The 14,429-nt window shown below is 30.1% G+C and carries 20 protein-coding genes; 8 read left to right on the plus strand and 12 right to left on the minus strand.

Annotation, left to right across the window (positions count from 1 at the left end; translation table 11 throughout):
• The first annotated feature begins 13 nt into the window (after nt 1–13).
• The 6 genes from rpmB (at nt 14) to BMY86_RS06670 (ending at nt 2,423) form a co-directional block, all read left to right on the plus strand.
• Nucleotides 14–250, plus strand: a complete 237-nt coding sequence (gene rpmB, locus BMY86_RS06645) for a 50S ribosomal protein L28 (RefSeq protein ID WP_091466727.1) — start codon at nt 14–16, stop codon at nt 248–250.
• Nucleotides 251–279: 29 nt separating this feature from the next.
• Entirely contained in the window at nt 280–462 is a 183-nt protein-coding gene (gene rpmG / locus BMY86_RS06650) for a 50S ribosomal protein L33 (protein ID WP_091466730.1), read from the plus strand.
• 8 nt (nt 463–470) lie between these two features.
• On the plus strand, nt 471–623 hold the full coding sequence (locus tag BMY86_RS06655) for a DUF4295 domain-containing protein (protein ID WP_091466733.1): 153 nt from the start codon (nt 471–473) through the stop codon (nt 621–623).
• A gap of 108 nt (nt 624–731) precedes the next feature.
• Nucleotides 732–1,712: a signal recognition particle-docking protein FtsY gene (gene ftsY, locus BMY86_RS06660; protein ID WP_091466735.1), complete on the plus strand. Its 981-nt coding sequence runs from the start codon at nt 732–734 to the stop codon at nt 1,710–1,712.
• Between the two features lie 33 nt (nt 1,713–1,745).
• Nucleotides 1,746–1,937 (plus strand): hypothetical protein, encoded by a 192-nt coding sequence (locus BMY86_RS06665; RefSeq protein ID WP_143065616.1) that lies wholly within the window; start codon nt 1,746–1,748, stop codon nt 1,935–1,937.
• 84 nt (nt 1,938–2,021) lie between these two features.
• Nucleotides 2,022–2,423 carry an OsmC family protein gene (locus BMY86_RS06670; protein WP_091466739.1) on the plus strand — a complete coding sequence of 134 codons (402 nt, stop codon included), beginning with the start codon at nt 2,022–2,024 and terminating at the stop codon, nt 2,421–2,423.
• A gap of 49 nt (nt 2,424–2,472) precedes the next feature.
• On the opposite strand, the gene BMY86_RS06675 is transcribed toward BMY86_RS06670, so the two are convergent.
• From BMY86_RS06675 to BMY86_RS06700, 5 genes are all read right to left on the minus strand, one after another.
• On the minus strand, nt 2,473–3,063 hold the full coding sequence (locus tag BMY86_RS06675) for a porin family protein (RefSeq protein ID WP_091466741.1): 591 nt from the start codon (nt 3,061–3,063) through the stop codon (nt 2,473–2,475).
• A gap of 259 nt (nt 3,064–3,322) precedes the next feature.
• Entirely contained in the window at nt 3,323–4,885 is a 1,563-nt protein-coding gene (gene rny / locus BMY86_RS06680) for a ribonuclease Y (protein ID WP_091466895.1), read from the minus strand.
• Between the two features lie 208 nt (nt 4,886–5,093).
• Complete coding sequence (locus BMY86_RS06690; protein WP_091466743.1) at nt 5,094–5,387, minus strand: cell division protein ZapA; 294 nt, start codon at nt 5,385–5,387, stop codon at nt 5,094–5,096.
• Between the two features lie 2 nt (nt 5,388–5,389).
• Nucleotides 5,390–5,680 carry a hypothetical protein gene (locus tag BMY86_RS06695; protein WP_091466745.1) on the minus strand — a complete coding sequence of 97 codons (291 nt, stop codon included), beginning with the start codon at nt 5,678–5,680 and terminating at the stop codon, nt 5,390–5,392.
• A gap of 105 nt (nt 5,681–5,785) precedes the next feature.
• Complete coding sequence (locus tag BMY86_RS06700; protein ID WP_091466747.1) at nt 5,786–6,826, minus strand: formimidoylglutamase; 1,041 nt, start codon at nt 6,824–6,826, stop codon at nt 5,786–5,788.
• 113 nt (nt 6,827–6,939) lie between these two features.
• Between BMY86_RS06700 and BMY86_RS06705 the strand changes: the two genes are divergently transcribed.
• Entirely contained in the window at nt 6,940–7,836 is an 897-nt protein-coding gene (locus tag BMY86_RS06705) for a hypothetical protein (RefSeq protein WP_091466750.1), read from the plus strand.
• 64 nt (nt 7,837–7,900) lie between these two features.
• Here BMY86_RS06705 and BMY86_RS06710 read toward each other — a convergent pair whose 3' ends face one another.
• The 7 genes from BMY86_RS06710 to rsfS form a co-directional block, all read right to left on the minus strand.
• Entirely contained in the window at nt 7,901–8,680 is a 780-nt protein-coding gene (locus BMY86_RS06710; RefSeq protein ID WP_091466753.1) for a superoxide dismutase, read from the minus strand.
• A gap of 52 nt (nt 8,681–8,732) precedes the next feature.
• Nucleotides 8,733–9,017 (minus strand): acyl-CoA-binding protein, encoded by a 285-nt coding sequence (locus tag BMY86_RS06715; protein ID WP_091466755.1) that lies wholly within the window; start codon nt 9,015–9,017, stop codon nt 8,733–8,735.
• Nucleotides 9,018–9,677: a phosphatidylserine decarboxylase family protein gene (locus tag BMY86_RS06720; RefSeq protein WP_091466759.1), complete on the minus strand. Its 660-nt coding sequence runs from the start codon at nt 9,675–9,677 to the stop codon at nt 9,018–9,020.
• Nucleotides 9,670–10,473 (minus strand): phosphatidate cytidylyltransferase, encoded by an 804-nt coding sequence (locus BMY86_RS06725; RefSeq protein ID WP_091466761.1) that lies wholly within the window; start codon nt 10,471–10,473, stop codon nt 9,670–9,672. Before BMY86_RS06725 ends, BMY86_RS06720 begins: the two co-directional genes overlap by 8 nt.
• Nucleotides 10,474–11,076: a lactate utilization protein B/C gene (locus BMY86_RS06730; RefSeq protein ID WP_091466764.1), complete on the minus strand. Its 603-nt coding sequence runs from the start codon at nt 11,074–11,076 to the stop codon at nt 10,474–10,476.
• Between the two features lie 96 nt (nt 11,077–11,172).
• Nucleotides 11,173–13,107 (minus strand): ATP-dependent zinc metalloprotease FtsH, encoded by a 1,935-nt coding sequence (gene ftsH, locus BMY86_RS06735; protein ID WP_091466767.1) that lies wholly within the window; start codon nt 13,105–13,107, stop codon nt 11,173–11,175.
• Nucleotides 13,108–13,113: 6 nt separating this feature from the next.
• Nucleotides 13,114–13,482, minus strand: coding sequence for a ribosome silencing factor (rsfS, locus tag BMY86_RS06740; protein ID WP_091466770.1), 369 nt, complete (start codon nt 13,480–13,482; stop codon nt 13,114–13,116).
• An 84-nt stretch (nt 13,483–13,566) separates the two neighbouring features.
• Here rsfS and BMY86_RS06745 point away from each other — a divergent pair, with 84 nt between their 5' ends.
• Nucleotides 13,567–14,298, plus strand: a complete 732-nt coding sequence (locus BMY86_RS06745; protein ID WP_091466773.1) for a biotin--[acetyl-CoA-carboxylase] ligase — start codon at nt 13,567–13,569, stop codon at nt 14,296–14,298.
• Nucleotides 14,299–14,429: the final 131 nt, after the last annotated feature.

Raw genomic sequence — 14,429 nt, forward strand, 5'->3', positions numbered from 1 at the left:
AAAGTTTAGAATAATGTCAAGAGTTTGTGAACTAACAGGAAAAAGAGCAATGGTTGGAAACAACGTTTCTCATGCTATGAATAAAACAAAGAGAAAATTCTCTGTTAACTTAGTAAAAAAGCGTTTTTACATTGCTGAAGAAGATAGATGGGTAACATTAAAAATTTCTACAGCTGCTTTAAAAACAATTAACAAAAATGGTATTGCTGCGGTTTTGAAAAAAGCAAAAGCAGACGGATTTGTAAAATAATCTGTTAATCATTTAAAATATATATCAAAATGGCAAAAAAAGGTAATAGAATTCAGGTTATTTTAGAGTGCACTGAGCACAAGGAGTCTGGTATGCCAGGAACTTCTCGTTATATCACGACTAAAAACAAAAAAAACACACCAGATAGAATGGAAATCAAAAAATTCAATCCTATCTTGAAAAGAGTAACTGTTCACAAAGAAATTAAATAATATAAGTCATGGCAAAGAAAACCGTAGCAACTTTACAAACAGCTTCTAAAAGATTGACTAAAGCAATCAAGATGGTTAAGTCGCCTAAGACTGGTGCTTATACATTCGTTGAGTCAGTAATGGCTCCTGAAGAAGTTGATGAGTTCTTAAAAAAGAAATAATCTATTCTTATATAGATACTAAAAAAGCTATTTTCATTTGAAAGTAGCTTTTTTTATTTTACTTTTGCTTCAATTAATATAAAAATCATTTAATTAGTAAATTATAAAATGAGTTTTTTCAAAAAAATATTTTCTTCTGAAAAAAAGGAACCTGTAATTGGTGAACAAGCCAAACAAAATTTAGACAAAGGTTTAGAGAAAACTAAAACTTCTTTCTTTTCTAAATTAACTAAAGCGGTTGCAGGTAAATCAAAAGTTGATGATGAAGTTTTAGATAACTTAGAAGAAGTGCTTATTTCTTCTGATGTAGGTGTTAATACTACTTTAAAAGTTATCGAAAGAATAGAGAAAAGAGTAGCTCAAGATAAATATTTGGGTACAGATGAACTAAACTTGATTTTAAGAGAAGAAATTGGTTCGCTTTTATCGGAAACAAATACTGCAAATGATTCTGAATTCATTATTCCAACCAATACAAAACCATATGTAATAATGGTTGTTGGTGTAAATGGAGTAGGAAAAACAACAACTATAGGGAAATTAGCTTTTCAATTTAAAAAAGCGGGTTATAATGTGGTTTTAGGTGCTGCCGATACTTTTAGAGCAGCCGCTATTGATCAATTGCAAATTTGGGCAGATAGAGTAGGTGTGCCAATCGTTAAGCAACAAATGGGTAGTGATCCTGCTTCTGTAGCTTTTGATACGTTACAGTCTGCTGTAGCACAAAATGCAGATGTTGTTATTATTGATACCGCAGGTCGTTTACATAACAAAATTGGTTTGATGAACGAATTGTCTAAAGTTAAGAAAGTAATGCAAAAAGTGGTTGAACATGCACCATCTGATGTATTATTAGTATTAGATGGTTCTACAGGGCAAAATGCTTTCGAACAAGCCAAACAATTTACTGCTGCAACTGAAGTTTCTTGTTTAGCGGTTACAAAATTAGACGGAACTGCTAAAGGTGGAGTTGTAATAGGAATTTCAGATCAGTTTCAAATACCTGTTAAATACATTGGAGTTGGAGAAGGTATTGAAGATTTACAAGTGTTTAATAAAACAGAATTTGTTGATTCATTCTTTAATTAATTATTAGAATATATGTTGGATTTTTTCAAAAATATGACCAATTCGAAGTTATTGGTTATTGCAATAATAGCAGCTTTTTTAGCGATGCCTTTCGATTTAAAGTTTTTAAGTTTTATGAAAAGTGAAAATGTATTTATGGGGTTACGCTTACTTTCGTTTATACTTTTTATGTACGTTGCGATTAAAGTCATCAATAATAAAACAAAGCCAAAATCTAAGAAATAAACTTTTAAATTATAATATCTAAATCCTCAATATGCATTGGGGATTTTTTTATAAATTTATATTACTGAATTTCAATAGTTTATTATGAAAATTTCGGCAACAATAAAAAGTAGTTTTCAAATTCATGAAGTGAATGTTGAAACAGAAAATAACGGAAAACAACTTTCAATTTCTCCAAAGGAAAGTGGATACGGTTCATCTATAAATGGAGGAGAATTCCTTTTTTTAGCTTTAGCCACTTGTTTTTGTAATGATATTTATAGAGAAGCGGCTAAAAGAAATGTTGTAATAGATGGAGTAAATGTTTTGGTTTCTGGTGAATTTGGAGGCGAGGGTGAATCCGCTAAAAATATAAATTATAAAGTTGATATTAAAGCAAATGGACTTACAGAAACAGAAATTGAAAATCTAATTCAACAAGTTGATACAATTGCTGAAATTCATAATACTTTGCGAAAAGGTATAAATGTTACTTTAATTAAATAAAAAAGTCCGATTTCAATAGAAATCGGACTTTTTTATTGTTTCTTATTGATTAGAATTTAAATCCACCTCCAATTTGGAATACCGAATTTTTACTATCAGAATTTTTTATTATTTCGTTAAAACTATACGTGTAACGAGCAGATAAGAAAAACTCATCAAAGTTTAATGATAATCCACCGGCTAATGCGGTATCAAAACTATTGATGTCATTTCTTTCAATTTCAGAATTATTATTCACTACTTTTTCATTAATTTTTAATCCGAATTGAGGTCCTAATTCAAATGCAATGGTATTTCCGGCATATAATTTTAATAAAACTGGTAAATTGATATAATCAATTTGGTATTCCTCAGAATAATTTGTGCCTAAAAATGTGTAATTATTCTCAAAACCCTGACGTGAATAAATCATTTCAGGTTGAATATAGATTACTTTTTCTGCGATTGGTATTTCACCCATAAATCCTACATAAAAACTTGTTCTAGGATCTAAACCATCTTCAAACTTTCCTTGAGTAACTGTTGAATAATTCAACCCGCCTTTGATACCAAATTTTGCATCACTATTACTTTTTGATTCTTCTTGTGAAAAAGCTGATATCGAAATAAAAGCAGTTACTAATAAAATGACTTTTTTCATAATAATTAATTTAGGTTAATATTAAATTGAATTTAGGTATTTATTATTTTTCACTTTTTGTTTTTAGGTTGTATTGAGTGTCTTCAAATTTCGTGCCTTTTTTAGTTTAAAGTTTCCTAAAAATGAAAGAAACTATTTATAATTAACGCATTTTGTCGGCTATTATTGTTTATTGCCGAGTAGCATTCCTTAAGTTTTAGTCATAAAAAAAGTCCGTGATGAAGAATCAACACGGACTTTAAAATATATAGTTATTAGATTATTTAGCGATATTAACAGCTCTTGTTTCTCTAATTACAGTTACTTTAACTTGACCTGGATAAGTCATTTCAGTTTGAATTTTGTGTGAAATTTCAAATGATAAGTTAGAAGCCATATCGTCAGAAACTTTTTCACTTTCCACTAATACACGTAATTCTCTACCAGCTTGAATAGCATAGGCATTTTTAACGCCTTGGAAGCTGTAAGCTACTTCTTCTAAGTCTTTTAAACGTTGAATGTACGAATCTAAAACTTGTCTTCTAGCGCCAGGTCTAGCTCCTGAAATAGCATCACAAACTTGAACGATTGGAGAAATTAATGATTTCATTTCAATTTCGTCGTGGTGTGCTCCAATAGCATTACAAACTTCTTCTTTTTCACCATATTTCTCAGCCCATTGCATACCTAAAATTGCGTGAGGCAATTCGCTTTCTGTTTCTGGTACTTTTCCAATATCGTGTAATAAACCAGCTCTTTTAGCTAATTTTACGTTTAAGCCTAATTCTGCAGCCATTAAACCACATAATTTAGATACTTCTCTTGAGTGTTGTAATAAGTTTTGTCCGTAAGAAGAACGGTATTTCATTCTACCAACGATTTTAATTAATTCTGGGTGTAAACCGTGAATTCCTAAATCGATAACTGTACGTTTACCAACTTCGATGATTTCTTCTTCGATTTGTTTTTGAGTTTTCGCAACAACTTCTTCAATACGTGCTGGGTGTATACGTCCGTCTGTTACTAATTTATGTAACGCTAAACGAGCGATTTCTCTTCTTACTGGATCGAAACAAGATAAAATGATTGCTTCCGGAGTATCGTCAACAATGATTTCAACACCAGTTGCTGCTTCAATAGCTCTAATGTTTCTTCCTTCTCTACCGATAATTCTACCTTTTACATCATCAGATTCAATGTTGAATACAGAAACACAGTTTTCTACTGCTTCTTCTGTTCCAACACGTTGAATAGTATTGATGATAATCTTTTTAGCTTCTTGTTGAGCCGTCATTTTAGCCTCTTCAATAGTTTCTTGAATGTGTGCCATAGCATTTGTTTTTGCTTCGGCTTTCAAGCTTTCTACTAATTGATTTTTAGCTTCATCAGCAGACAATCCAGAAATAACTTCTAATTGTTCAATTTGGCTTTTATGTAATTTATCAACTTCTTGAGATTTTTTGTCTAATTGCTCAATTTTGTTGTTATAATCGTTGATTTTGTTTTCTAATTCGTCGTTAGATTTCTTGCTCTTTGCTAATTCATTAGAAATTTGAGATTCTTTATCTCTTGTTCTTTTTTCAGCTTCAGCTATTTTTTTGTCTTTTGCTAATATTTCTTTCTCGTGCTCTGATTTTAGCTCTAAAAATTTCTCTTTTGCTTGAAGTAATTTATCTTTTTTAATAGTTTCAGCTTCAGCTTTAGCGTCTTTTAATATAGAGCCTGCTTCTTTTTTTGCATTTTTGATTAGGTTTGAAACGTTGCTTTTTTCTAGAAATTTAGCAATTCCAAAACCTAAAGCTATTCCGGCGACGATTCCAATTATTATACTTAATGGTTCCATAATATAGTTTAGATTAATAAAAAAAGCCCACATTAGGGGTCTGAATAAACTCGATTCAAACAGGATTTGAGCTAGCGCAATGTTCAAGGATTCCTACGAATAGGACGTGCTTTAGTATTGCAGATTCACTCTTTTAATAGTTAGTGTTGAGTTTATCAAATATGTACTAATGTGGGCAGTATCTTTAGTTTATTGTATGAACGTAATTCTATTTTGAAAGGAAACTTTCAATTTTTTCGTCGAGTTTTTTCAATCTATCAAAAGCATCTACTAAATCTGTAGATTTATCTATTTGAGTTTGTTCTATTTGAGAAGCAAATTGTAAAGCACACATGGCTAAAACATCTTGCTTGTCTCTTACTGCATAGCTTTCTTCAAACTTTTTAATCGTTGCATCTATCTTCTTAGAGGCTGTTCTTAAACCTTCTTCTTGAGTTGTTTCCACTGTTAATGGATAGACTCTGTCTGCAATTGATATTTTTATTTTTAACTTTTCTGCCATAATTATTCAGAAAGTTGAGCTATACAATAGTCGATTTCTCTAATCAACGAATTTATTTTGAGTTTTGTTTCTCTTTTATATTCTTCACTGCCTAGAAGAGAATTTGTAATTTTTAAACTTTCTAACTCTTGTTGTAAAACACTAAGTTTTTCGTTTTTTTCTTGTGCTGCTGCCTTAATTTCCGTCAATTCTCGAGTTAAATTTTGGTTTAACTGCTCTAAATTCTCCAATTTTTTTGATAATTTGAAGAATTTTACTTCAAGAGAATCAATGACTTTTGACAACTCACTCATTACAATCTTATTCTTTTCTTGATTTTACAAATTTAAAACTTCAATCTTAAAATTCAATACTTTTTTTCAAAAAATTAAATCTTTTTTTAAATCATTGCTAACTACTTAGTTTTCTTCAAATTTTTTACTTTTAATGAAGTCAATTATCAAAGTTGCTATTAATTTTCCAGTTAAATGATTGTTGTTTGAAGAATCTAAATCGGGTGCGCCTTCACAAATATGGAAATAACTAGCATTGTTTTCGCTTCCAGCTAAATGTACAAATTGACGCGCTTTTTCTACACTAAATCCGCTTAAAGTCATGGCGCTACTAGGAATTCCTGGTATGGCGTCTAAATCTAATTCTAAACCAAAAGGTGTATTAGAAATGAATTTTAACGATTGTGTAATTTCATTAGTATAACTTTTTTCTTTTCGAACTCCAATTTCTTCGTAAGTTACATATTTAACTCTATCCTCAATTGATTTTAAAGTATTAAATACACTTTTAGAAACAAAATTTTCATGTAGTCCAAAGATGAAATAGCGTTTTAAAAATCCTTCTTCAAAAGCATAAGTAAATCCATTTCCACTATGACGACCTTCCATAATTCTAAAATCGGTATGCGCATCAAAATTTATGGCATTAACAGGCATTCCTTTGGCTAACGCTAATCCTTTTATGTTTCCGTAAGCATTATTATGTCCGCCGCCAACAATAATTGGATATTTACCCGCTTTTACAATTGCACTAATAACAAAAGAAACTTCTTTGTCGATATTTTCAACTAAACTGAATAGTTTTTTTCGGTCTTCTTTGTCTTGTTGGTTCAATGATTTTGAAATTTCCATTTCATTAGAAAAATCAATTTCACCTAGTGCTATTAATTCATTTCCTTTGCAAAACTTGTTGTGTTGGAAGTTTACTAAACTTTTTAAAGCACTTTCAAAAGCTGAAGCAGTGCCAACTCTACCCATATTTGCTTTTACACCGATGTCTTCTGGTAATCCAATTAAAACGAATTTTGCATTACAATTTGTAATAAATTCCTTCCAGTTTTCATTGGCAGGAACAGTCAAAATCTTTTCTCCGAACTTTATTTCGCCACTTCTATGTTGTGTAATCTTTGCTAAATCCTTAGAATTGAATACTTTCAGTTTTTCCATAACTTGTTTTATAAGCATTCCAAATATAATATTTTCAAGAAACATAGCGTTATATAGTAATAAAAATAAATAAAATTTTAAATTTGTAATAATATTAACCTAAATCATAAAAAATGGAATTAAACCAATCTAATCCGCGAAATTCAGGTTTAAAAGCTGCTGTTGTAGTTTTAGCGTTACTTTTAATGGGAAGTTTAGCTTACATGTATAAATTGAATCAAGACAAATCAGAAGTTGATTCAACTTTAACAAAAACAATGACTGAAAAAGAAAAATTTCAGAAAGAATTAGAAGCTAAAATTGCTGAATATGATGCTGCGATTGCTGATAATACTGCTTTAAAAGGTGAGTTAGAAACTGAGCAAGCTAAAATTGTTGAGTTATTAGAAAAACTTAAAAAATCGGATGGAAACGTTGCGGAAATGTCTAAATACAAGAATGAGTACGTGAAGTTGAAAAGAGAAATGGATAATTTAATTGCTGAAAATAATTTATTAAAAGAGAAAAATACGAGTTTAACTAAAAATTTAGATAGTACAAACGTTGTTTTATCTAATGTAAAAACGGCAAATGATACGTTAACGGCTAAAAACGAAAACTTAGCTAAAACAGTTGAAAAAGGTCAAAAATTATCAGTTTTAAACTTAACTACTTTAGCTGTTAAACAAAGAAGTTCTGGAAAACAAATTGATACGGATAAAGCGAGTAGAGCAGACGTTTTAAAAATTAGCTTTACTATTGCAGAAAATCAAATTGCTAAAACTGGTGAAAGAACGTATTTTGTTCAAGTAATTGATAGTAAAAACAATGTGTTAGGGGATAAGAAAACAGAAACATTCGGAAGTACTTATTTACCTTACAGTTTCCAAAAAACAATTAAATATGAAAACAAAACGGTTCAAGTTCAAGAAGATTTACCCGTTAAGAGTATTTCTGCAGGATCGTATTTTGTAAATGTATTTGATAAAAATGGTGATTTAGTTTCTAAAACTAGTTTCCAATTAAGATAATTACTTTAAGTACAAATAAAAAATCCCGTCTTGTTTTTGTAATAAGACGGGATTTTTTTTAATACTATTCTGTTGGTTTAGTTGAAACCGAATTGAATTTTTCATTGACTTTATTCCAATTGATGATATTGAAAAATCCGTCAATATATTCTTTACGTTTGTTTTGATATTTTAAATAATAAGCGTGTTCCCAAACATCTAAGGTTAATATAGGTGTTCCTTTTACTTCTGCTTTCGACATTAGTGGATTATCTTGATTAGCAGTTGTTGTGATGACTAATTTACCTGATTTGTCTACAATTAACCAAACCCATCCTGAGCCGAATAGTTTGGTAGCACTTTCTGTAAATTGTTTCTTAAATCCTTCAAAAGAGCCAAAATCTTTATTAATTGCTTCTAAAACTTCACCCGTTGCATCGCCACCGTTTGCATTTAAAATTTCGAAAAACAAATTATGATTGTAATATCCACCTGCATTATTACGGATGTCTGTTTTACTCATGTCTAATTTTTGAAGAATATCTTCAATAGATTTTGATTCTAAATCGGTTCCTTTTAATGCGGCATTTAATTTATTGCAATATCCTACATGATGTTTGGAATAATGTGTTTCCATAGTTTTTGCGTCTATAAAAGGCTCTAATGCATTATATGCATATGGTAAACCTTTCATTTGGAAAGCGCCTTCCTCATCTTCTGCTTTTACATCAGCAGGATTTCCCATTGCAGTTGTTTCTACTTTTTCAGGTTCTGGAATAGTAACTTCAATTAATTCTTTTTCTTTTTTACAACTTACAAGACTTAGCGTAGTTACTGTAAGTAACAATATGATTTTGTTTTTCATTTAATAAATTATTATTGATTTTAAACCGATACAAAATTAAAAAAGATAAACATTACTGTCTATCTTTTAACATTTGATGTATTATTTCTATGTATTTTTCTTTTGCTTCATCAGCACTTAAATGACGAACTTGCATCCAGGCATTTTGTTTAAAAGCTGTAATAAGTTCATCAGATTCGTATCCGTGATGACTGTAACTTATGTTTTCTGAAAGTGCTTGTTTATAATAAGCATAAAGAACTAACTGTACATCTTGCGGTACAGAAGTTTTAGGAATTTGTTCGTTTGCGATTCGAATTGCTTCCTTAAATCTTTCATCTAACGATAATTCGCTCATTTATTTTTTACTAATTACTGTTTTATTACCAATGGCTTTATCACCAAGTTTTACATTGATTTCTGTCCCAATAGGGAAGTATAAATCTACTCTTGATCCAAACTTGATAAATCCAGCATCTTTACCTTGAACAACTCTCATGCCTTCTTCAGCATAATTGATAATTCTTTTCGCTAAAGCACCTGCAATTTGACGATACATAATTTCGCCATACACTCTATTTTCAATAACTACTGTAGTTCTTTCGTTTTCTTCACTTGCTTTTGGATGCCAAGCTACTAAAAACTTTCCAGGATGATATTTGCTATATTTTACAATTCCATTAACCGCATAACGTGTTACGTGAACATTTATTGGCGACATGAAAATAGATACCATTAATCGTTTGTCTTTAAAGTATTCTGGTTCGAAAACTTCTTCGATAACCACTACTTTTCCATCAACAGGAGCTAGAACATGATTGTCGCTATTGTCTGCAATTCTGGTTGGATTTCTGAAAAATTGAAGAATCATTATTAAGAAAAAAAGTAAAATGCATTGTAAAACAATACGGAATACTTTCTGATCGTGTAATAGATAATCAACACCAAAAATCCCAGCAACTGTTATTAAAGTTGAAATTAAAATAATTTTTCCGCCTTCTGGATGAAACTTAAGCATAGTTAAAATAAATTAAATATAAAATATATAAAAAGGGAATCACAAAAATTACACTGTCTAATCGGTCTAAAATACCACCATGACCAGGCATTATGTTTCCACTATCTTTTACTCCTGTTTCTCTTTTGAATTTAGATTCAACTAAATCGCCAAGAGTACCGAATATTGTGATTATGATTGCTGTAATAATCCACAAAGTTACGTTAAAAAAAGTATAAAATTGACTAATAATTATAGAAGCAATTATGGTGAATACTATACCACCTACAAATCCTTCTATAGTTTTCTTTGGTGATATTTTCTCCATTAGTTTATGTTTACCAATTGATTTACCTACTAAATAAGCAAAAGTATCATTGCACCAAATCATGATGAAAATAGCTAAAATAATTTCGTATTTAGCGGGTTTAATGAAACTTGGAATAGATAAAAGTAAAATAAAAGGTAAAGTAATGTATAAAAATAAATGACTGTACGTTTTATGGTATTTGGTAAAAGACTTGTTGTTGAACAAGTTAAACAATAATAAAATATTGAAAATCAAACATCCAAATGCTACATAAATAAATTGCGCAGGTAAAATGTTACTTAAAAAATGTCCAACCGACATTAAAATGCCAAACATGGCAAAAAAGTAATAGTATTTATAATTTGTCATTATAGAAAACTCATAAATGCACAAACACATAAATACTGTGAATAAAATATGAAATGAAAGAGTAGAGAAAAGTGTGCAAAACACTAATAATGCTACATAAACAGCGCCACTTATTGCTCTTGTTAACGTTTCACTCATTTATAAATCTTCAATTAAAATTAAATAAAGATTTTTGTGACAACTTCCATAGTGTAAAAAATCTTCTTCACCCGTTTTTTCGAAATATTTTATAGCAGTTATATTTGTTGGGTATTCTTTATCGTATTTACTTTTGATGTTTCTTAAACCATCACCTTTAGTCATTGAAAGCTGACTTGTAGAAGCAAAAACGATAATATTTGCAGGTAATTCGTCAATTTTATAATGTTTTAATTGTTTTGATGAAAATAAGATAGAACCTTCATCAGCAATTAAGTTTTCACATGAAGTAAAAAAGAAAGTTGGGTTGGTAACGTTTTGATATTCTAATTTGTTTTCAACTAAAAAATGAAATAATCTAGAATCAAAACATTGAACTTCGTTTTCAAACCAATCATTTTCTTCAAGAATATTTTCAAAATTTTCGTGTACTTCAGCCATATTTATACAATAGATGAATTTTCCACCATTATTTTTGAAATTTATGGTAAACAACTCGTCAATTGGCGTGTTAACGTCTGGCGTATATGGACTTTTTTGATTTTTTTTGTCTTGGTCTTCAACATCGTCCTGATTCCCAAATATTTTTTTAAAAATATTCATTCTCTTTATCTTTCAGTTCTAAACATTCAAATATAAAAAAATCTTAACTTAAAATTACTTTCAAGCTAAGATTTTTTACACAAAGTTGTTAATAACTTATTCTTCTAATATTTCATGAATATTTTCGAAAGGTCTTTTTCCGAAAAGTTCTTCTAAATCGTCTTTGAAAATTACTTCTCTTTCAATTAAAATACTAGCTAATTTTTCTAACTTTTCTCTGTTTTCAGTTAAGATGGTAATTGCTCTTTGGTATTGTTCTTCAATGATTGCAGAAATCTCTTTATCAATAACTTGAGCGGTTTCTTCTGAGTATGGTTTTGAGAAATTATAATCAGTTTGTCCTGATGAATCGTAATAAGTAATGTTACCTAATTTATCATTTAAACCATAGATTGTAACCATCGCTCTAGCTTGTCTTGTAACTTTTTCTAAATCGCTCAATGCTCCTGTAGAAATTTTATCGAAAACTACTTTTTCTGCTGCTCTACCACCCATAGTTGCACACATTTCGTCTAACATTTGTTCTGTTCTTACGATTTGTCTCTCTTCTGGTAAGTACCAAGCCGCTCCTAAACTTTGTCCACGAGGAACAATTGTTACTTTTACTAAAGGAGCTGCATATTTTAACATCCAGCTAACTGTAGCGTGTCCAGCTTCGTGAATTGCAATTGCGTGTTTTTCTTCTTTTGTGATGATTTTGTTTTTCTTTTCTAAACCACCAACAATTCTATCAACTGCATCTAAGAAATCTTGTTTGTCTACAGCTTTTTTATCTTTTCTAGCAGCAACTAATGCAGCCTCGTTACAAACATTAGCAATATCTGCTCCAGAAAAACCAGGTGTTTGTTTGGCTAAGAAATCAGTATCTAATTCTTCAGATTTTTTGATAGGTTTTAAGTGAACTTCAAAAATTTCCTTACGTTCTCTAATGTCTGGTAAATCTACATAAATTTGTCTGTCGAAACGTCCGGCACGCATTAAAGCTTTGTCTAAAACATCGGCTCTATTTGTAGCAGCTAAAACGATAACATTAGTATTTGTTCCGAAACCATCCATTTCAGTTAATAACTGATTTAAGGTGTTTTCTCTTTCGTCATTACCACCAGACATGTTGTTTTTACCTCTAGCTCTACCAACCGCATCGATTTCATCAATAAAAATGATTGCTGGAGATTTTTCTTTGGCTTGTTTGAATAAATCTCTAACACGAGAAGCTCCAACTCCCACAAACATTTCTACGAAATCGGATCCAGATAAAGAAAAGAAAGGTACGTTTGCTTCACCGGCAACGGCTTTTGCTAGTAATGTTTTACCTGTTCCTGGAGGTCCAACTAATAAAGCTCCTTTAGGAATTTTACCTCCAATGTCAGTATATTTTTCAGGGTTTTTTAAGAATTCTACAATTTCTTGAATTTCTTCTTTTGCACCTTCTAACCCAGCAACATTTTCAAAAGTTACTTTCGTGTCGTTTTTCTCGTCAAATAGTCTAGCTTTCGATTTTCCAATACTGAAAATTTGTCCGCCACCACCTGCGCCACCTGACATTCTTTTAGAAATGAAATAGAAGAATCCAATGAAAATAATGGTTGGTAATAATAATCCAACCCATTCACCCCAATTACTTGTAGGTTTTAAATCGAAATCAGAAATAAGATTTTTCGCTTTAGCTTCTTCTAATCTTTTTTGAAATAACTCTAAGCTACCAACATCTTTAACGATATAATGTGGTCCTTTTTCATTAGTCAAATTTTTAAGTTTTTCATCTTTACTTGCTTTGTAAACAGCTGCTTTTAAAGTAATTTCCGCAGTATTTCCAGCGCTTGAAGTTAAAACATCAACTTTTTCAATTTGATTTTTGTTTGTTAAATCATAAAATTTAGAAATTGAAGTCGGTTGCGGATAATTCATGTCAAAACCACCATTAAAGTAGTTTATAATTAAAATTATTGAAATCGCAACTAAAGGAAAAAACCAAGGTCCAAGTTTTACAACTTTTATAACTGGTTTGTTTTTGTTATCTTTTTCTGACATATTAGTTTAAAATTTATTTTCAAGTGAAGTAATTTTTGCATCACCCCACAAGCTTTCGATGTTATAATATTCTCTAATGTGTTTTTGGAATACATGAACAACAATATTCACATAATCCATCAATACCCACTCGCCATTATCTGTTCCTTCTACATGCCAAGGCTTGTCTTTAAGTTCTTTAGAAACAACTTTTTGAACAGAATTTACAATAGCATTAACCTGAGTATTTGAGGTACCATTACAAATTACAAAATAATCACAAACTCTATTGTCTATTTCTCTTAAGTCTAGAATATCAACATCTATTCCTTTTACATCTTCTATCCCTTTGATGATGTTGGTTAACAAATCATCAGTACTAATATTTTTTGTCATCTATTATTTTTTCGTTTTGTGCAAAGGTATCATTTTTTGTTTTTACTTTTGAAACTTCAACCAAGTAATAGCAAAATTTCTTTTATGCATATCATCAAACTCAATGCCATTGATTCAACAAATTCGTATTTAAAAGAATTATCTTCTAAACAAGCGGTTGAAAATTTCACTGTTGTTTGGGCAGAAAATCAAACCAATGGTCGTGGACAACGCGGGTCGAATTGGGAAGTTGAAAGCGGTAAAAACCTTACATTCAGCGTTTTGATTAAAGATGTGCTGCAAAATTTCGAAGAAGTTTTTAATTTAAATGTGATAGTTGCTGTTTCAATTTTTCAAACATTAACTGAATTAAAAATTCCTGAAATTAGTATTAAATGGGCTAACGACATTTTGTCAGAAAAAAAGAAGATTTGTGGCGTATTGATTGAAAATCAGTTTAAAAGTAGTTCAGAAATCTTATCGGTAATCGGAATTGGCATAAATGTGAATCAGGAAAATTTTATTAATTTACCTCAAGCAAGTTCAATTAAAAACATTACTCATAAAGATTGGAGTAAAGATGAAATATTAATTGCCTTTTTGAAAAAATTTCAGATTAATATTAATCGATACAAAAATGAAGGGTCGGAATATTTTTGGGAAGTGTATCATGAAAACTTATTCAAAATAAATATTCCTTCAGCTTTTGAAGATAAAAACGGCGATAAATTTATGGGTATCATCAGAAAAGTGTTGTCAAACGGATTACTTCAAATTGAATTGGAAGACGACAGTTTGCAATTATTTGATATTAAAGAAGTAAAAATGCTTTATTAAAATAAATCCCAATATCTAAATCCCAAATACCAAATTCCAAATCGTAAATCTCAAATTCCAAATCGTAAATCCCAAATCGTAAATCGTAAATAGTTTTAACATCAAATTATAAATTGTAATTTCTAAATTCT

The organism is Flavobacterium urocaniciphilum, from assembly GCF_900110615.1.
Lineage (GTDB): Bacteria > Bacteroidota > Bacteroidia > Flavobacteriales > Flavobacteriaceae > Flavobacterium > Flavobacterium urocaniciphilum.